This is a genomic window from Kitasatospora sp. NPDC048298, from assembly GCF_043201465.1.
Taxonomy (GTDB): Bacteria; Actinomycetota; Actinomycetes; order Streptomycetales; family Streptomycetaceae; genus Kitasatospora.
Genome location: NZ_JBICYZ010000008.1, coordinates 141931 through 162886 on the forward strand (window position 1 = coordinate 141931; position 20956 = coordinate 162886).

At 73.6% G+C, this 20956-nt stretch carries 3 protein-coding genes; all 3 read left to right on the plus strand.

All coding sequences use genetic code 11. The features are described from left to right. Position 1: 1 nt before the first annotated feature. The 3 genes from ACGF0D_RS09790 to ACGF0D_RS09800 are packed head-to-tail and all read left to right on the plus strand — an operon-like array spanning position 2 to position 20873. Positions 2-17461: an SDR family NAD(P)-dependent oxidoreductase gene (locus ACGF0D_RS09790; RefSeq protein ID WP_392914547.1), complete on the plus strand. Its 17460-nt coding sequence runs from the start codon at positions 2-4 to the stop codon at positions 17459-17461. Then, entirely contained in the window at positions 17458-19710 is a 2253-nt protein-coding gene (locus ACGF0D_RS09795) for a cytochrome P450 (protein WP_392914548.1), read from the plus strand. The genes ACGF0D_RS09790 and ACGF0D_RS09795 overlap by 4 nt, the downstream gene beginning before the upstream one ends. Further along, a complete protein-coding gene (locus tag ACGF0D_RS09800; protein ID WP_392914549.1) occupies positions 19710-20873 on the plus strand; it encodes a macrolide family glycosyltransferase in 1164 nt (387 codons plus the stop codon). Before ACGF0D_RS09795 ends, ACGF0D_RS09800 begins: the two co-directional genes overlap by 1 nt. The last annotated feature ends 83 nt before the right edge of the window (positions 20874-20956 follow it).

Below are 20956 nucleotides of genomic sequence, written 5' to 3' on the forward strand. Positions count from 1 at the left end.
GATGTCCGACGAAGAGAAGCTCCGCACTTACCTCAAGCGCGCCACGGCCGACCTGGGAGTGCTCAGCAAGCGCCTCGCCGACATGGAGGAGGCCGCGCGCGAACCGATCGCGATCATCGGCATGGGCTGCCGCTACCCGGGCGGAGTGGAGTCCCCGGCCGACCTGTGGCGGCTCGTCTCGGACGGTGCCGACGCGATCACCGAGTTCCCGCCGGACCGTGGCTGGGACGTCGTCTACGACCCCGACCCGGACCGGCCGGGCACGACCTACAGCCGATCCGGCGGCTTCCTCGCCGACGGCGCCGGGTTCGACGCCGGGTTCTTCGGTATCTCGCCGCGTGAGGCACTGGCGATGGACCCGCAGCAGCGGGTGCTGCTGGAGACCGCGTGGGAGACCTTCGAGTACGCCGGCATCGACCCGACCACGCTCGGCGGCAGCCGCACAGCCGTGTTCACCGGCCTGTGGTCCTCCGGCTACGGCAACCAGCCGCCGCCGGACCTCGAAGGTTTCCTCGCCACCGGAACGGCCACCAGCGCCACCTCCGGGCGGGTGTCGTACCTGCTGGGGCTGGAGGGTCCTGCGGTGTCGGTGGACACGGCGTGCTCGTCGTCGCTGGTGGCGATCCACCTGGCGGCGCAGGCGCTGCGGGCGGGGGAGTGCTCGCTGGCGTTGGCCGGTGGTGTGACGGTGATGGCGACGCCGGCGGGGTTCGTCGAGTTCTCGCGGCAGCGGGGGCTCGCCGTCGACGGCCGGGTGAAGGCGTTCGCCGAGGCGGCCGACGGCACCAGCTGGGGTGAGGGCGCCGGCCTGCTGCTGCTGGAACGCCTGTCCGACGCCCGCCGCAACGGCCACCGGGTGCTGGCGGTCGTGCGGGGCTCGGCGGTGAACCAGGACGGCGCGTCGAACGGGCTCGCGGCGCCGAACGGTCCGTCCCAGGAACGCGTCATCCGGCAGGCGTTGGCGAACGCCGGACTGTCGACGGCGGACGTGGACGCGGCGGAGGCCCACGGCACCGGCACCACCCTCGGCGACCCGATCGAGGCCCAGGCACTCCTGGCGACCTACGGTCAGGGGCGGGACGAGCCCTTGTGGCTGGGGTCGGTGAAGTCGAACATCGGGCACACCCAGGCCGCCGCCGGTGTGGCCGGTGTGATCAAGATGATCATGGCGATGCGGCACGGTGAACTGCCGCGGACCCTCCACGTGGACGCGCCGACCTCCCACGTCGACTGGTCGGCGGGCCGGGTCTCCCTGCTCACCGAGACCCGGCCGTGGCCGGAGACGGGGCGTCCCCGCCGCGCCGGCGTGTCGGCGTTCGGCATCAGCGGCACCAACGCGCACGTCGTCATCGAACAGTTCCCGGAGGAAACCCCCGAACTGCCCGTGGGGGACGGCTCCGCGGAGCCCACGGTGTGGCTGCTGTCCGGTAAGACGGACGATGCCCTCCGTGCCCAGGCCCGGCGGCTCGCGGAGCACGTCACCGCGCACCCCGGCCTCCGGCCGGCCGCGGTCGGCCGGGCCCTGGCCACCACCCGTACCCTGCTCGCCCACCGGGCGGCCCTGGTGGGCGCGACCCGGGCGGACCTCGTGGCGGAGCTGGCCGCCCTCGCCGACGGAGACCCGCGCGTCGTCATGGGTGTGGCCGGTGCGCCGGGTCGTTCGGTGTTCGTGTTCCCGGGTCAGGGTGCGCAGTGGGTCGGTATGGGTGGGGAGTTGTACGGCTCGGAGCCGGTGTTCCGGGAGGTGATCGACGCGTGTGAGGCGGCGTTGGCGCCGTACACGGACTGGTCGTTGGTGGAGGTGCTGACCGGCGGTGGTTCGCTGGAGCGGGTGGATGTGGTGCAGCCGGCGCTGTTCGCGGTGATGGTGGCGCTGGCGGAGCTGTGGCGTGCCCATGGTGTGGAACCCGATGCGGTCGTCGGGCACTCCCAGGGCGAGATCGCGGCGGCGTACGTGGCCGGGGCGCTGTCGTTGGAGGACGCCGCCAAGGTGGTCGCGCTGCGCAGCCGCGCGCTGGCGGTGTTGGCCGACCAGGGCGGCATGGTTTCCATAGGCCTCGGGCATGAGAAGGCCGTCGAGTTCATGGCCCGTTGGGACGGCCGGCTGACGGTGGCGGTGGTCAATGCCCCCGGTTCGGTCGTCGTGTCGGGCGATCTGGACGCGCTGGACGAACTGCTGACGGTCTGTGAGGCCGAGGGCATCCGCGCTCGCCGCCTGCCCGTCAACTACGCCGCCCACTCCGCGCAGGTCGAGACGATCCGCGAGCAACTGCTCACCGAACTCGCCGAGATCACACCGCGCCCGGCGACGATCCCGTTCTACTCCACCGTCACCGCGGAACCCGTCGACACCTCCGCCCTCGACGCCGACTACTGGTACCGCAACCTCCGCGAACCCGTGCTGTTCGACCAGACCACCCGTGCGCTGCTCGACCACGGCCACACCGTCTTCGTCGAGGTCAGCCCGCACCCGGTCCTGGTCTCCGCGGTCGAGGAGACCGGTCACCACCACGGCTCCGACCTCCTCGTCACCGGCACGCTCCGGCGCGACCAGGACGACTTCCTCACCTCGCTCGGCCGCCTGCACGTCCATGGTGTCCCGGTCGACTGGCGGTTCCCGGACGACACCGAGCCCGTCAGCCTGCCGACGTACGCCTTCCAGCGCCAGCCGTACTGGCTGCGGCCCGTCCCGACGGCGTCGGGCGACCACCCCCTGCTCAGTACGTTCGTGGAACTGCCCGACGGCGCGGTGCTCAGCGGACGGATCTCGCTCGCCACCCACCCGTGGCTGGCCGACCACGCCGTGCGGGGCTCCGTCCTCCTGCCCGGCACAGCGTTCGCGGAGATGGCGGCCTACGCGGCCGGCCGGCTCGGCCGCGCGGTCGAGGAGCTGGTGCTCGAAACGCCGCTCGTCCTCGACGACACCCCGGTGGACCTCCAGGTCGTCGTGGGCTCCGAGGAGGACGGCCGCAACCCGCTCACGGTGTACTCGCGTGACGGCGACGAGTGGGTGCGGCACGCCACCGGGACCCTGGGCGAGGAGCCGGCGCTGAGCGCCTGGGACTGGCCGCAGGCCGGTGAGCCCCTCGACGTCGACGGGCTCTACGACTCGCTGTCCGTGCTCGGCTACGAGTACGGGCCGGCGTTCCAGGGTGTCACGGCGGCCCGGCGGGTCGGCGACACCGTCTACGCCGAGGTGGAGCTTCCCGCCGAGGAACCGTTCGCTCTGCACCCCGCGCTGCTCGACGCCGCACTGCACCCCATGGCGTTCCTCACCGACCGCACCGGCCTGCCGTTCGCGTTCACCGGAGTGGCGATACGGCCCACGGGCCACCGGACGTTGCGCGTACGCCTGTCCGCCACCGGGCCGGACACGTACACCGTGGCCGTGGCCGATCCGGACGGCACCCCGGTCGCGGTCATCACGTCGCTGACCGTCCGGGACGCCACCGCCGTCCCGGACAGCCTGTACGCACTCGACTGGCTGCCCTTCGAACGGCCGGCCCTCGAACCGGCATCGACGGGCGGTGACCCCGCGGACCTGGTCGTCTACGAGGTGCCCGGGCCGGAGCCCGAGGCGGACACCGTCGAGGCGGCGTACGAGAGCGCGCGGAGCGTACTCGCCGTGATCCGAGACCACTTGGCGGGCGAGCGGACGCGGCTGGCGGTTGTCACCCGCAACGCCGTCGCCGCCGCGCCCGGTGACGTGGTCGGCCTCCACCACTCGATGGTCTGGGGTCTGGTCCGCGGCGCGCGGGCCGAGCACCCCGACCGGTTCGTCCTGGTCGACGCCGACCCGACCTGGGACCCGGCGCTTATCGCCGGCACGGACGAGCCGGAACTGGCGGTACGCCAGGGGACGTTGCGCGTCCCCCGCCTGGTCCGCGTCGGCGCGAGCCTCACCCCGCCGGACGGGACCTGGCGGCTGGAGGACACGGGCACCGGCAGCATCGACGACCTGGCGCTGGTGCCCCGCCCGGAGCTCATGGAGCCGCTGGGGCCCGGGCAGGTCCGGATCGCCATGCGGGCGGCCGGGCTCAACTTCCGGGACGTGCTGATCGCCCTCGGCGTCTACCCCGGCGAGGCCCTGATGGGCGGCGAAGGCGCGGGCGTCGTCCTCGCAACCGGCCCGGACGGCCGGTTCCGGCCCGGCGACCGCGTCATGGGCCTGGTCCCCGGCGCCTTCGGCCCGGTCACCGTCGCCGACGAGCGGCTGCTGGTCCGGATGCCCGACGACTGGTCGTTCGCCAGGGCCGCGTCCGTGCCCGTGGTGTTCCTGACCGCCTGGTACGGCCTGCGCGACCTGGGCGGGCTGGAGGCCGGGCACCGGGTGCTGATCCACGCCGGCACCGGTGGTGTCGGCATGGCGGCGATCCAACTGGCCCGGCGGCTCGGGGCAGAGGTGTTCGCCACCGCCGGCCCGGCCAAGTGGCACATCCTGCGTGCCCTGGGACTGGACGAGGACCACATCGCCTCGTCGCGCACCCTGGAGTTCGAGCAGAGTTTCCCGCCCATGGACGTCGTCCTGAATTCGCTGTCCGGCGAGTTCCTGGACGCCTCCCTGCGGCTGCTCGCGCCCGGCGGGCGGTTCGTGGAGATGGGCAAGACCGACATCCGCGACGCGGCCGACCATCCCGACATCGTCTACCGGGCGTTCGACATCGCCGACGCGGGGCCGGAACGGCTCGGCGAGATCCTGGACGCCGTCGTACGGGCCTTCACGGACGGCGGGTTCGCACCGCTGCCGTTGGACGTCCGCGGGGTCCGGGACGCGGTCGACGTGTTCCGGTTCATGAGCCAGGCCGCTCATGTCGGGAAGATCGTCCTCACTGTTCCCGCGGATCTCGATGCGGCCGGCACGGTGCTGATCACCGGTGGTACGGGGACGCTGGGGGGCCATGTGGCCCGGCATCTGGTGGCCGAGCGGGGTGTGCGGCACCTGGTGCTGGTCAGCCGCAGTGGTGGCGGGGCGGCGTTGCGCGAGGAACTCGCCGGTCTGGGCGCGGAGGTCACCGTGGCCGCCTGTGACGTGGCGGACCGGGAGGCGCTGGCGGCCGTCCTGGACTCGATCCCGGCCGCGCACCCGCTGACCGCGGTCGTGCACGCCGCCGGCGTGCTCGACGACGCCGTGGTCGAGTCCCTGACCCCCGACCGTCTCGCCGCCGTCTGGGAGCCCAAGGCCCGGGCGGCCTGGAACCTGCACGAACTCACCCGGGGGCTGGATCTGACGGCCTTCGTCCTCTTCTCCTCGGCCGCCGGCACGCTCGGCAGCCCCGGGCAGGCCAACTACGCCGCGGCCAACACCTTCCTCGACGCCCTCGCCGTGCACCGGCGCGCCCTCGGCCTGCCGGCGACCTCGCTGGCCTGGGGCTACTGGGCCGAGGCCAGCGGCATGACCGGGCACCTGACCGGTGCCGACCAGGACCGGCTGACGCGAGCCGGGGTCGTGCCGCTGGCCACCGAACACGCCCTGTCGCTGTTCGACGCGGCCCTGGCCACGGACCGGGCCGCGCTGGTGCCGGTACGCCTCGATCTGTCCGTGATGGCGGGCTCCCCGGCGGCTCCGGCGGCCCTCAAGGGCCTCGTCTCCCGCAAGGCGGCCCGGCGCCCGGCGCGGCACGGCGCGATCGCCGCCCGCCTGCGGTCACTGCCGGAGGCCGAACGGCTGCGCGCCGCACTCGACCTGGTCACCGCCAACACCGCCGCCGTGCTCGGTCACCGCGAACCGGGGGCCGGATGGGACCGGCAGCCGTTCAAGGACCTCGGCTTCGATTCCCTGACCTCCGTCGAACTGCGCAACCGGCTCAACACCGCCACCGGCCTGCGTCTGCCCGCCACCCTCGCCTTCGACCACCCCACCCCGCGGCAACTCGCCGAGCACCTGCTGAGCGGGATCCTCGGTGAGGGTGCGGATGTGGTGCCGGTGGTGCCGATGGGTGGGGTGGCTGTCGGCGCTGATCCGGTGGTGATCGTGGGCATGGGGGCCCGGTATCCGGGTGGGGTCGGGTCGCCGGAGGACCTGTGGGGCCTGGTGTCGGGCGGGGTGGATGCGATCGGGGGGTTCCCGGCTGATCGCGGGTGGGACGTCGAGGGGCTGTTCCACCCGGATGCGGATCATCCGGGGACGTCGTACACGCGGTCGGGTGGTTTTCTCGCCGACGCGGCCGGGTTCGATGCCGATTTCTTCGGGATCTCGCCGCGTGAGGCACTGGCGATGGATCCGCAGCAGCGGGTGCTGCTGGAGACCGCGTGGGAGACGTTCGAGGACGCGGGGATCGATCCGACGTCGCTGAGGGGCAGTCAGACGGGCGTCTTCACCGGCATCTGGGCATCCGGCTACGGCGACCAGGCACCCGCCGACGCCGAGGGCTACCTCGGTACGGGCGCCGCGACCAGCGTGACCTCCGGCCGGATCGCCTACCTGCTGGGGCTGGAGGGCGCGGCGGTCTCGCTGGACACCGCCTGCTCGTCCTCGCTGGTGGCGATCCACCTGGCAGCGCAGGCGCTCCGCTCGGGGGAGTGCTCACTGGCCCTGGCCGGCGGGGTCACCGTGATGGCGACCCCGCTGGGGTTCACGGAGTTCTCGCGCCAGCGCGGCCTGGCTCCCGACGGCCGGGTGAAGGCGTTCGCCGAGGCGGCCGACGGTACGGCCTGGGCCGAGGGTGCGGGCCTGCTGCTGCTGGAGCGGTTGTCGGACGCCCGTCGCAACGGCCACCGGGTGCTGGCGGTCGTCCGGGGTTCGGCGGTGAACCAGGACGGCACCTCCAACGGCCTCGGGGCGCCGAACGGTCCGTCGCAGGAGCGGGTGATCCGTCAGGCCCTCGCCAACGCCGGACTGTCGACGGCGGACGTGGACGCGGTGGAGGCGCACGGCACCGGCACCACGCTCGGTGACCCCATCGAGGCGCAGGCGCTGTTGGCGACCTATGGCCGGGACCGGGTGGAGCCGTTGTGGCTGGGGTCGGTGAAGTCCAACATCGGCCACACCCAGGCGGCGGCCGGCGTGGCCGGTGTGATCAAGATGGTCATGGCGATGCGGCACGGGCAACTGCCGCCGACGCTGCACGTCGACGCGCCGACCTCGCACGTCGACTGGGAGTCCGGAAACATCCGGCTGCTCACCGAGGCCCGGCCCTGGCCCGACAACGGCCACCAGCGTCGCGCGGGCATCTCGGCGTTCGGCATCAGCGGTACCAACGCGCACGTGGTGATCGAGGCGGCTGCCGAGGAGCCGGTCGGGGTTTCGACGGAGCCCACGGGTGGGGTGGTGCCGTGGGTGTTGTCGGCCAGGTCCGAGGCGGCGTTGCGGGAGCAGGCGCGCCGGCTGGGCGCCTTCACCGCCGTGCATCCCGAGGTGAGCCCGGCGGCGGTCGGGGGCGCTCTGGCTGCCCGCACCGTGTTCGAGCACCGGGCCGTGGTGCTGAGCGGCGTGGAGGCGTTGGACGCCCTGGCCGAGGGCGGCACGTTGCCGGGTCTGGTCACCGGGACCGCCCGCCCGCTGGGTCGTTCGGTGTTCGTGTTCCCGGGGCAGGGGGCGCAGTGGGTCGGCATGGGTGGGGAGTTGTACGCCTCGGAGCCGGTGTTCCGGGAGGCGATCGACGCGTGTGACGCGGCGTTGGCGCCGTACACCGACTGGTCGTTGGTGGAGGTGCTGACGGGCGGTGGCTCGCTGGAGCGGGTGGATGTGGTGCAGCCGGCGCTGTTCGCGGTGATGGTGGCGCTGGCCGCGCTGTGGCGTGCCCACGGTGTCGAACCCGATGCCGTCGTCGGGCACTCCCAGGGGGAGATCGCGGCGGCGTACGTGGCCGGGGCGCTGTCCCTGGACGACGCCGCCAAGGCGGTCGCCCTGCGCAGCAAGGCCCTCGTCGCCCTGGCCGACCAGGGCGGGATGGTGTCGGTCGGCCTCGGGCATGAGAAGGCCGCCGAGTTCATGGCCCGCTGGGACGGCCGGCTGACCGTGGCCGTGGTCAACTCCGCGGACAGCGTGGTGGTATCGGGTGATCTGGACGCGCTGGACGAACTGCTGAAGTCCTGCGAGGCCGACGGCATCCGCGCCCGCCGCCTGCCGGTGAACTATGCCGCCCACTCCGTCCAGGTCGAGGCGATCCGCGAGCAACTGCTCACCGACCTCGCCGACATCACACCGCACCCGGCGGCGATCCCGTTCTACTCGACGGTGACCGGCGAGGAGATCGGCACCTCCGCCCTCAACGCCGACTACTGGTACCGCAACCTCCGCGAACCCGTGCTGTTCGACCAGACCACCCGTGCGCTGCTCGCCTCGGGTAGCGACCCCGTCTTCGTCGAGATCAGCCCGCACCCGGTGCTCACACCCGCGCTGGAGGAGCACGAGGCGGGTGTGGTGACCGGGACACTGCGCCGCGACCACGGCACCCCGGCCGAGTTCCTGGCCGCCGCGGCGCGGCTGTTCGTCGCGGGTGTGCCGGTGCGGTGGCCGTTCCCCGAAGGGGAGCCGGTGGCGCTGCCCACCTACCCCTTCCAGCGGACGCGGTTCTGGCTCGCCGGCGGCGCGGGAGACGTGTCCGCGGCCGGGCTCGACTCGGTGGACCACCCGTTGCTCGGCGCCGCCGTCGAGGTGGGCGAGCAGAGGGTCCTGACGGGTCGGCTCTCCCTGGCCACCCACCCCTGGCTCGCGGACCACTCCGTCCTGGGGACGGTGCTGCTGCCCGCGACGGCGTTCGTGGAACTGGTGGTGCACGCGGCCGGGGCGGCCGTCGAGGAACTGGTCCTGGAGGCGCCGCTGGTGGTGCCCGCGGACGGCGCGGTGGACGTGCAGGTCGTCGTGGGCGAGCCGGACGAGACCGGCCGCCGCACGGTCGACGTCCGGTCCCGTACGGACGGTTGGGTGCGGAACGCCACCGGCACGGTGAGCGGGCAGCCTGTGGTCGGGCGGGCCGTGGTCGGGCGGGACCTGACGCAATGGCCGCCGGCCGGCGCGGAACCGGTCACCGGGCTCTACGACACGCTCGCCGCGGCGGGCTACGAGTACGGGCCGGCCTTCCAGGCCGTGCAGGCGGTGTGGCGCCGCGGCAACGAGGTGTTCGCCGAGGTCACCGTGCCGGACGCGGCCCGGTTCTCCGTCCATCCGGCCCTGCTGGACGCCGCCCTGCAACCGCTGGCGCTGCTGGCCGGCACGGAAGGCGACGTACGGCTGCCGTTCTCGTTGAGCGGGATCGCGGTCCACCGCACCGGCGTGACCTCCGCGCGCGTACGGCTGACGGTGGTGCGCCCCGGCACGTACGCCGTCCACCTGGCGGACCGGTCCGGCGAGCCCGTGGCGACCATCGAGGCGCTGACCACCCGTCCGATGGCCGAACGCGGCCCGCTGTACGCCCTCGACTGGATTCCGCTGACCCCCGGCGAAGGCGCGCTCGGCGACGCCGTCGTCTCGCCCGGCTCGGTCGCCGAGGCGCTGACGGCCGTCCAGGACTTCCTGGCCGGGCCCGGCGAACGGCTCGTGGTGCGCACGCGGGGCGCGGTCGCCGTCGTTCCCGGTGACGCGGTGAGCGACCCGGAAGCCTCGGCCGTCTGGGGCCTGGTCCGGTCCGCGCAGTCCGAGCACCCCGGCCGGTTCGTGCTCGTGGACGCCGACGAGCTGCCCGACGGCCTGTCGGTCGGCGACGAGGACCAGCTGGCGGTGCGCCAGGGGGCCGTCTACGTGCCCCGGCTCGTGCGCTCCACACCGGAGGAGGCGTTCGACGGACGGCTGACGCAGGCGGTCACGGGCAGCCTGGACGACCTCGCCTTCCTGCCGTACGAGCAGGCCCCGCTCGGGCCCCTGGAGGTGCGCGTCGCCGTGCGGGCGGCGGGCCTGAACTTCCGGGACGTGCTGATCGCCCTCCGGGTCTACCCGGACCCGGCGCTGCTCGGCAGCGAGGGCGCGGGCGTCGTCACCGAGGTCGGCGCCGAGGTCACCGGGCTGCGGCCGGGTGACCGGGTCGCCGGGCTGCTGTCCGGCGCGTTCGGCCGGGTGGCCGTCGCCGACCACAGGGTGCTGGTGCGCATCCCCGACGAGTGGACGTTCACCCAGGCCGCCAGCGTGCCGATCGCGTTCATGACGGCGTGGTACGGCCTGCGCGACCTGGGCGGGCTGAAGGCCGGTGACCGGGTGCTGATCCACGCGGGTACCGGTGGTGTCGGCATGGCGGCGGTCCAGCTCGCGCGGCTCCGGGGTGCGGACGTCCACGCGACCGCCAGCCCGGGCAAGTGGGACGCGCTGCGTTCCCTGGGGCTGGACGAGGACCACATCGCCTCGTCGCGCACCCTGGAGTTCGAGCAGAGTTTCCCGCCCATGGACGTCGTCCTGAATTCGCTGTCCGGCGAGTTCCTGGACGCCTCCCTGCGGCTGCTCGCGCCCGGCGGGCGGTTCGTGGAGATGGGCAAGGCCGACGTCCGGCCCGGCGTGCTGGCCTTCGACCTGGCCGACGCGGGACCGGAGCGGCTGGCGGAGATCCTGGCCGAGGCCGTCCGGCTGCTCGGCGCGGGCGAGCTGCGGCTGCCACCGCTCACCACCTGGGACGTCCGCCGCGCGCGGGACGCCTTCCGGTTCATGAGCCGGGCCGCTCATGTCGGGAAGATCGTCCTCACCGTTCCGGCGGATCTGGATGCGGCCGGCACGGTGCTGATCACCGGTGGTACGGGGACGCTGGGGGGCCATGTGGCCCGGCATCTGGTGGCCGAGCGGGGTGTGCGGCATCTGGTGCTGGTCAGCCGCAGCGGTGGCGGGGCGGCGTTGCGCGAGGAGCTGGAGGGGCTGGGCGCGGAGGTCACCGTGGCCGCCTGCGACGTGGCGGACCGGGACGCGCTGGCGGCCGTCCTGGACTCGATCCCGGCCGCGCACCCGCTGACCGCGGTCGTCCACGCGGCCGGTGTGCTCGACGACGGCGTGGTCGAGTCCCTGACCCCCGACCGTCTCGCCGCCGTCTGGGAGCCCAAGGCCCGGGCGGCGTGGAACCTGCACGAACTCACCCGGGGGCTGGATCTGACGGCCTTCGTCCTCTTCTCCTCGGCCGCCGGTATGCTCGGCGCGGCAGGGCAGGCCAACTACGCAGCGGCCAACGCCTACCTCGACGGCCTGGCCGCGCACCGGCGTGCCCAGGGCCTGCCGGGGGTGTCTCTGGCCTGGGGCTACTGGGCCGAGGCCAGCGGGCTGACCGGGCAGCTGTCCGAGGCCGACGGTGAACGCCTCGCCCGCGCGGGGCTGCTGCCGATGGCGACCGACCACGCACTCGGGCTGTTCGACGGGGGCCTGGACACCGCGGAACCGGCGGTGGTCGCGGCCCGGATCAAGGTGTCCGCACTGGGTGACCGTCCGGTGCTGCGCGCGCTGACACGCGCCCGCAAGCCGGTGCGGACCACCGGACTGGCGGGCGAGCTGGGATCGCTTCCCGAGGCCCGGCAACGCGAGATCCTGCTCGACCTGGTCAGCACCCACGCCTCGGCCGTGCTGGGCCGCAGCGACGAGATCGGTGGCGACCTGGCCTTCAAGGACCTGGGCTTCGACTCGCTGACCGGCGTGGAGCTGCGCAACCGGCTGTCCACGGCGGTCGGGACCCGGCTGTCGGCGACGATGGTCTTCGACCACCCGACCCCGGCCCGGCTGGCCGAATACCTGCGGGAGGTGGTCCTCGGCAAGGAGCGCGGGACGGTCGCGCCCGCGCCGGCCGGGGTTCCCGTGTCGGGTGATCCGGTGGTGGTGGTCGGGTTGGGGGCCCGGTACCCGGGTGGGGTCGGGTCGGCCCAGGACTTGTGGGGCCTGGTGTCGGGTGGGGTCGATGCGGTGGGTGATTTCCCGTCGGATCGTGGCTGGGACGTGGGTCGTCTCTACGATCCGGCCGGTGGCCCGGGGACGTCGTACACGCGGTCGGGTGGTTTCCTGGGGGATGCGGGCGGCTTCGATGCCGCGTTCTTCGGGATCTCGCCGCGCGAGGCGCTCGCCATGGATCCGCAGCAGCGGGTGCTGCTGGAGACGGTGTGGGAGACCTTCGAGGACGCGGGGATCGATCCGACGTCGTTGCGGGGCAGCCAGACGGGCGTCTTCACCGGCATCTGGGCATCCGGCTACGCGGGCGGAGTGGACCAGATCTCGCGCGACGCGGACGGCTACGTGGCCACCGGCACGGCGACGAGTGTGACCTCAGGGCGGGTGTCGTACCTGCTGGGGCTGGAGGGTCCGGCGGTGTCGGTGGACACGGCGTGTTCGTCGTCGCTGGTGGCGATCCACCTGGCGGCGCAGGCGCTGCGCTCGGGGGAGTGCTCACTGGCCCTGGCCGGCGGTGTGACGGTCATGGCGACACCCGCCGCCTTCATCGACTTCTCCCGCCAGCGGGGGCTTGCGGCCGATGGGCGGGTGAAGGCGTTCGCCGAGGCTGCCGATGGTACGGCGTGGGGTGAGGGCGCCGGCCTGGTGCTGCTGGAGCGGTTGTCGGACGCCCGTCGTAACGGTCACCGGGTGTTGGCGGTGGTGCGGGGTTCGGCGGTCAATCAGGACGGGGCGTCCAACGGCCTGACCGCGCCGAACGGTCCGTCGCAGGAGCGGGTGATCCGTCAGGCTCTCGCCAATGCCGGGTTGGAGGCGTCCGAGGTGGACGCGGTGGAGGCGCACGGTACGGGGACGACGCTCGGTGACCCCATCGAGGCGCAGGCACTCCTGGCCGCCTATGGCCAGGGCCGGGTGGAGCCGTTGTGGCTGGGGTCGGTGAAGTCGAACATCGGGCACACCCAAGCGGCGGCCGGCGTGGCGGGTGTGATCAAGATGGTGATGGCGATGCGACACGGTGAACTGCCGCCGACGCTGCACGTCGACGCGCCGAGTTCCCACGTCGACTGGTCGGAGGGCCAGGTCTCCCTGCTGACCGAGGCCCGGCCGTGGCCGGAGACGGGGCGCCCCCGCCGTGCCGGCGTGTCGGCGTTCGGCATCAGCGGTACCAACGCGCACGTGATCCTGGAGGCCCCGGCCCCGGAGCCGGCCGAGGAGACCTCGCCCGAGTCCCCCGCCGCTCCCGCAGCCGTCGTGCCGGTGCCGTGGCTGCTGTCGGCCAAGTCCGAGCAGGCGCTCCGGGCCCAGGCCCGCAGGCTGCAGGCGTACGCGGCCGAGGCCCCCGACACCGAGGCCCCCGACGCGGACGGAATCGCCGCCGCGCTCGCCGCGCGGACCCGGTTCGCCCACCGGGCCGTGGTGACCGGACCGGAGGCACTGGCGGCCCTGCTGCGCGGGGAGGCGCATCCCGGGCTGGTGACCGGCGAAGCCCGCGACTCCGGCAGGTCGGCGTTCGTGTTCTCCGGTCAGGGTGGTCAGTGGGCGGGGATGGGACGGGGCTTGTATCGGGAGTTCCCGGTGTTCGCGCGGGCGTTGGACGAGGTCTGCGGGTTGCTGGGGTTGCCGGTGGAGGTGTTGTTCGAGGACGCGGAGGGGGTGCTGGGGCAGACGCTGTACACCCAGGGCGCGGTGTTCGCGCTGGAGGTGGCGCTGTTCCGGCTGGTGGAGTCGTTGGGGGTTCGGCCGGACTTCGTGGTCGGGCACTCGGTCGGTGAGGTGGCGGCGGCCCATGTGGCGGGCGTCCTGAGCCTGGAGGACGCGTGTGCGCTGGTGAGCGCGCGCGGCCGGTTGATGCAGGAGTTGCCCGGTGGTGGGGCGATGGTGTCGCTCCAGGCGTCGCTGGAGGAGGTGGAGGGCTCGCTGGTGCCGGGTGCCGAGGTCGCAGCGGTCAACGCGGTGGACGCGGTGGTGGTGTCGGGCGACGAGGCCGCGGTGGAGGCGGTCGCTGAGGTGTGGCAGGGCCGTGGGCGCCGGGTGCGGCGGCTGGAGGTCAGTCACGCGTTCCATTCGGCGCGGATGGATCCGGTGCTGGAGGAACTGGACCGGGTGGCTGAGGGTTTGTCGTTCGGTGAGCCGGTGATCCCGGTGGTCTCCACGGTGGCCGGGCGTCCGGTGGACCTGGGGGAGCCCGGGTACTGGGTGCGGCAGGTACGGGAACCGGTCCGGTTCGCCGACGCCCTGGAGTGGCTGACGGGCCAGGGGGTTACGGGGTTCGTGGAGGTGGGCCCGCATCCGGTGCTGGTGGGCAACGGCTTGATGCGGCGTGATGGTGACTCTCCGGAGCGGCTGTTCGCGGGGCTGGGCCGGCTGTGGGCGGACGGCGCCGCGCGCTGGACGCCACCCGCGACCACGACGGCGGGAACGCCGGACGTGCGTGTACCTTCGTACGCCTTCCAGCACCAGCACTACTGGCTCCACCCCACCACCCCGTCGGAGGGCCTCGACACGCCCGACCACCCGCTGCTGCGGTCCCTGGTGAAGCTCCCCGACGGGCAGGGCGTGGTGCTGACCGGGAAGCTCTCCGCTTCCCTCCACCCGTGGCTGGCCGAGCACACCGTGCTCGGTTCGACGCTGCTGCCCGCGATGGCGTTCGTGGACATGGCCGTCCACGCCGGCGAGCACACGGCCAGCCCCGTCCTGTCCGAACTGGTCCTGGAGGCGCCGCTCGTGCTGTCCGAGCACGACGGTGTGCACGTGCAGGTCACCGTCGGCGCGCCCGACGACACCGGACGCCGGCCCGTCACCGTCCACTCCCGCACCTCCGCCGAGCCCGACGAGTGGACCCGCCACGCGACCGGCGTGCTCAGTCCGCCGGACCGGGCGACAGGGGCCGACCGGATGGCCGTGCCCGGGGCGGACGACAGCGAGGGCGCGTCGATCGACATCGGTTCGCTCTACGACCGGCTCGCCGAAGCCGGCTACGAGTACGGGCCGGCCTTCCAGGGGCTCACCGGCATCCGGCGGCACGGCGAGGACCTGCACGCCGAGGTGAGCTTCCCGGCGGACCCCGCGCAGCTCACCGGTTACCGCGTCCACCCCGCGCTCCTGGACGCCGCCATCCAGCCGCTGACCCTGCTCGCCGGCCTCGCGGCCGAGGACGGCGGCGCCGGCGGCAGCCAGGCGCGGATGCCCTTCTCGTTCTCCGGCGTGTCGGTCACCGGGGCGGCCGCGACGGCCCGCGTGGTGCTGCACCCGACCGGGCCGGACACCTACGCGGTGCGGATCACCGACACCGCCGGGACACCGGTCGTGAACATCGACGAGATCGTCCTGCGGCCCGTCGAAGCGGCGGGTCACGGGGTCGGGCGCCGGCCGAACACGCTGTTCGCCGTCGACTGGACCCCGATGGCGGCACCGGACGGCCCGGACACCGAGACGGTCCTCCACGAGGTCGTCGGCGAGGGCGAACCGGTCGCGGCCGCCCACGCGGTGACCCGGGAACTGCTCGGCACGGTCCGGGAGTTCCTGGCCACCGACACACCGGCCCGGCTGGTGGTCCTCACCGGCGACGGCCTGGCCTCGGCCGCCGCCCGCGGCTTCCTGCGCAGCGCGCACAGCGAGAACCCCGGGCGGATCCTGACCGTCCGGCACGACGGCACGGCCGCCTCACGACGGGCGATCCCCGCCGCGGTGCGCGCCGCCGTGAGCGACGGCGAGCCCGAGATCCAGCTGCGCGACGGAACCGCCCTCGTGCCGAGGCTGGTGCGGGCCGCCCTGACCGCCCCGGCCGCCCCGGCCGGGCCCCTGGACGCTGCGCCCCTGGACGCTGCGCCTCTGGACGGTGCGTCCCTGGACGGCACCGTGCTGATCACCGGCGGCACCGGCACCCTCGGCGTCCTGGTCGCCCGGCACCTGGTCGAGCGGCACGGCGCCCGGCACGTGGTGCTCGCCGGCCGTCGCGGCGTCGAGCCGCCCGGGCTCCGGGAGGAGCTGGGCGCCGCCCTCACCGTGGTCGCCTGCGACGCCGGTGACCGCGGGGCACTGAGGGACCTCGTCGCCTCGATCCCCGACCTGCGGGTCGTCGTGCACGCCGCCGGGGTCGTCGACGACGCCGTGGTGGGATCGATGACACCGGAGCAGATCGACACGGTGCTGCGCTCGAAGGCCGATGCCGCGTGGCACCTGCACGAGGCCACCGAGCACCTGGACCTGCGGGCGTTCGTGCTGTTCTCCTCGGCGTCCGGGGTGTTCGGCGCCCCCGGGCAGGCCAACTACGCCGCCGCGAACGCGTTCCTCGACGCGCTCGCCGAGCACCGGCACGCGCGCGGTCTGCCGGCCACCTCCCTGGCCTGGGGCCAGTGGGCCGAGTCCAGCGCCATCACCGGGAACCTGACCGAGGCCGACCAGCGCCGGCTGGCGAGGACCGGGATGCTGCCGCTGGCCACCGAGCAGGCCCTCGGCCTGTTCGACACCGCCCTGGCCGGCGAACGCCCGGCGCTGGTGCCGGTCCGCCTCGACCTCGCGGCGATCGACACCCCGCCCGCGCTGCTGCGCGGACTCGCCCGGCCGCGGCGCGCGCCGGCCCCGGCAGCCGGCCCCGGCGACCTGCGGGCCAGGCTCGAAGCCCTGCCCGAGCCCGAGCAGCGCGCCCTGCTGCTCGACCTGGTCGTCAGGCACAGCGCGAGCATCCTCGGGATGGCCCCCGGCGGGATCGACGACCCGCGCCGGCTGTTCCGCGACCACGGCGTCGACTCGCTGACCGCCATCGAGCTGCGCAACCAGCTCAACGCGGCCACCGGGCTCCAGCTCCCGGCGACCCTCGTCTTCGACTTCCCGACCCCCGAACAGCTCGTCAACCACCTCTACGGGCAGCTGTGCTCGCCGGAGAACCGGGTCGCCGGGCCGATGGAACGCCTGCTGCGCAAGGCCGTCGACGTCGGCCGCGCGCAGGACGGCCTCGATCTGCTGGCCACGGTGTCCCGGCTGAGCCCGGCCACCGACGCGCCCAAGGCCGAGGCGGTCGCCCTCGCGACCGGCTTCCTCCAGCCGTCGCTGGTCTGCCTGCCGTCCGCGCTGGCGTCCGGCGGCATCGAGGAGTACGGGCGGTTCGCCGCGGCGCTGGAGGCCGCCCGCGACGTCACGGCGGTCACCCTGCCGGGCTTCGCCGGCGACCCGCTGCCCGCGGACGCCGACGTCCTGGTCCAGGCACTCGCCGAGGCCGCGTCGACCGTCGCCGCGCCGGTGCTGGTCGGCCGTTCGGTGGGCGCGTGGATGGCCCTGGCGACCGCCAGGGAACTGGAACGGCGGGGGGCCCGGCCGAGCGCCGTGGTGCTCATCGACGGCTACCCCGACGACCTGCCGGGTGTGCTCACCGGCATGCTCGACGCCGGCCACCAGGTCCACCCGGTCGACGACGACCGGCTGGTGGCCATGGGCCGCTACCTCGATCTGGCCGGCGCCCCGGAGCCCGTCACCGCGCCGGTGCTGCTGGTGGGCACCGGGGAGCGCTCGTGGCCCCGGCTGTCCACCACCGTCCAGGAGGTGCTCACCGTCCCTGGCGACCACTTCACCGCACTGGAGGAGAACTCCGCGGCCACGGCGCTGGCCATCAGTACATGGCTCCTCGACTTCGACGGGTACGGGGCCGGGTTGTCCGAACTCAGGGGAAAGGACCAAGCATGATCTGGGACAACGTCTACATCGGCGGAACGGGGCGGTACCTGCCGCCCCGCACGCCCGCGACGCAGGCAGTGCCGGACACCGAGACCATGCGGCGGCTGCTCGCGCTGTCGGACTTCGTGTCGTTCACCAGCTCCGACGACGTCACCGAGCACGCGATGGCCGTGCACGCGGCGATCGGAGCCCTGCGCGAGTCCGGCCTCAGCGGCGCCGACATCTCCATGGCCGCCTACGCGCAGATGGACCACCAGGACCACATGGCGTCCTCCTGCCACCTGCAGCGCGTCCTCGGCCTCGGCCACGCCCTCGTCTACGAGGTCGAGGCGACCAGCAACGGCGGCTCGGCCGCGCTGCAGTCCGCCGCCGCGCACCTGGTGGCCGACCCGGCCGCGACCGCGACCCTGGTCACGGCCACCGCCCGGTTCCTGCCGCCGCGGTGGGAACGCTGGCAGCCCACCGTCGGGATCTTCCTGGCCGACGGTGCGGTCGCGGCCGTGCTCAACCGCGAGGGCGGCCGGGCGCGGCTGGTCGCGACCGCCAACAGCTCCGCGACCCAGATGGAGGTCCTCGCCACCCCGACGATCCCGGACCCCAAGGGCCACCGCAACCGTACGCCGATCGAGGTCACCGGCCTGGCCCCGTATCTGACGCTGATGAGCGGGGCACTGGTCACCGCGGTCGAGCAGGCCGCCAAGGAGGGCGGCGTCGACATCGCCGACATCACCAGGTTCGTCGTCACCGGTCTGGGCCTGGCCCAACTGGAGGTCGTCGTGCTGGAGCCGCTCGGTATCGACCTGAGCCGCACCACCTGGCCGATGCTGCGCGAGCTCGGCCACGTCGGGCCGTGCGACCAACTGCTCGGCATGGACCACCTGCTGCACGACGAGACCCTCAAGCCCGGCGACACCATCATGTCGATCGGCCTCGGCATGGGCTCGCGGTTCACCGCGACCCTGCTGGAGGTCACCGAGCCCCCCAAGCCCCGTACGACCACCGTCTTCACCGAACCGGTGCGCGCGCAGGCCCCGTCCGCCGACACGTACGTCATCGACCCCTCGGGCGGCGACATCTTCGGCGAGGCCGCCGCCCTGCGCGAGCGCGGCCCGGCCACGCCCGTCGAACTGCCCGGTGGCGTGTCGGCCTGGGCCGTCACCGGGCACGACCTGACGAAGAAGCTGCTGCTCGACCCGAAGGTCTCCAAGGACGCGAACAAGCACTGGCCCATGTGGCGCGACGGCGACATCCCGCCGGACTGGCCGCTGATCATGTGGGTCGCGATGCAGAACATGTTCACCGCCTACGGGTCCGACCACACCAGGCTGCGCAGCCTGGTGGCCAAGGCGTTCACCCAGCGCCGCATCGAAGCGATGCGGCCGCGCGTCGAGGAGATCACGGCCGGCCTGATCGCCGACCTGGCCGCGGTGCCACCGGGGCAGACGGTCGACCTGCGCGCACGGTTCGCGTTCCCGCTGCCGATCCAGGTCATCACCGGACTGTTCGGGGTGACCACGCAGACGGGCGCGGACCTGCGGCGGCTGGTGGACGCGGTGTTCAGCCTCGACGCGGACCCGGCGGGCGTGCAGGCCGCCTCCGGCGAGCTGTACATGCTGCTCAAGGACCTCGTGGCCGCCAAACGGCGCGACCCCGGCGACGACATGACCAGCGACCTGATCGCCGCGCAGGAGTCGGACGGCACACGACTGTCCGAGCGGGAACTGCTGGACACCCTGCTGCTGACCATCTCCGCCGGCTTCGAGACGACGGTCAACCTGCTCGACCACGCCATCCACGCGCTGGCCACGCACCCGTCCCAGCTCGACCTGGTCCGGTCCGGGACCAGCACGTGGGAGGACGTGGTGGACGAGACCCTGCGCTGGCAGGCACCGGTGCCGAACCTGCCGCTGCGGTACGCCGTGGAGGACATCTCCGCGGACGGCGTGCAGATCCGCAAGGGCGAGGCGATCCTGCTGTCCTACGGCGCGGCCGGCCGCGACCCGGCGCAGCACGGTGACGACGCGGAGGACTTCTCCGTCACCCGGCCGTCGCGGGCCGACCACCTCACCTTCGGGCACGGCGTGCACTTCTGCCTCGGCAGCCCCCTGGCGAAGCTGGAGGCCACGACGGCGCTGTCCGCGCTGTTCTCCCGGTTCCCCCGGCTGCGGCTGGCCGTCCCGTCGTCCGAACTCGAGCCGCTGGGTTCCTTCTTCACCAACGGACACAAGACTCTTCCGGTCATCCTGGAGGAGGGCTGATGGCCCATGTCGCCTTCGTGAGCGCGCCCGCGTCCGGGCATGTGAACCCGACCCTGCCGCTGGTCGAAGAGCTGGTCCGGCGCGGTCACCGGGTCAGCTACGCCACGGGACCGGCCACCATGGACGCCGCCGTCGCCGCCGGGGCGTCGCCGGTGACCCTGCCCTCGCAGCTGCCGCCCGACATGGCGGCGCGGGGCGAGTTCACGGCGGAACAGCTCGCCGTGACGATGGAGTACTACCTCGACGACGCGCGTGCCTCCTTCCCCGTCCTGGCCGAGCACTTCTCGGCCGACCCGCCGGACGCGGTGTGCTACGACTCGGTGACCTTCACCGGGAGGATGCTGGCCAACCTGCTCGACGTGCCGGAGATCTCCCTGGTGCCGACCTTCGCGGAGAACGAGTCCTTCTCGGCGGCGCAGGTGTACCTACCGGCCGACTTCGACCACACCAACCCCCGGCTGGTGGCCGCGATCCAGGACATGGGGACGTTCGCGCAGGGCCACACCTTCGTCAAGGACCCGAACCTGATGTTCGGCTACGTGGCCCCGACGAGCCTGGTGTTCGTCCCCCGCGAGTTCCAGCTGTCGGGGGACACCTTCGACGAGCGCTTCCACTTCGTCGGGCCGTCGCTGAGCAGCCGGCAGACCACTGAGGAGTGGAGCCCCCGGTCGCAGGCCCCGGTGCTGCTGATATCGCTGGGAACCGTCTTCAACGACCGGCCCGAGTTCTACCGGACCTGCATCGAGGCGTTCGGGGACAGCGACTGGCAGGTCGTCATGGCGGTGGGCGGGCTGGACCGGGAGTCGCTGGGCCCGATCCCGGCGAACGTCGAAGTGCACGCGCACGTGCCGCAGGTGGCGGTGCTGCGACACACCGACGTGTTCCTGAGCCACGCCGGGATGAACTCGACGATGGAGTCCCTCTACCACGGGGTGCCCTTCGTGGCGGTGCCGCAGATCCCGGAACAGCGGGCGATCGCCCGGCGGGCGGAGGAACTGCAGGTCGGCAGGACGCTCGCCGAGCCGACCGTGCAGGGCCTGCGCGAGGCCGTCCAGGACGTCCGGTCCCACCGCCCCCGGGCGGCGGCCCTGAGCCGGATCGTGCGCGGGGCGGGCGGCGCGTCCAAGGGGGCGGACGTCCTGGAGGAGCTGCTGACGCGGTAACGGCCGGGCTCCACCGGGCGGGGCGCGGGTGCGCCCCCTTTGACGCGCCGCCCGGTGGAGCCCGTTCCCGCGCCCGGCGCTCG

Bases quoted from the DNA above. Each gene is read 5' to 3' on its own strand.
- ACGF0D_RS09790 (WP_392914547.1), top strand. From the start codon at position 2: ATGTCCGACGAAGAGAAGCTCCGCACTTACCTCAAGCGCGCCACGGCC.
- ACGF0D_RS09795 (WP_392914548.1), top strand. From the start codon at position 17,458: ATGATCTGGGACAACGTCTACATCGGCGGAACGGGGCGGTACCTGCCG.
- ACGF0D_RS09800 (WP_392914549.1), top strand. From the start codon at position 19,710: ATGGCCCATGTCGCCTTCGTGAGCGCGCCCGCGTCCGGGCATGTGAAC.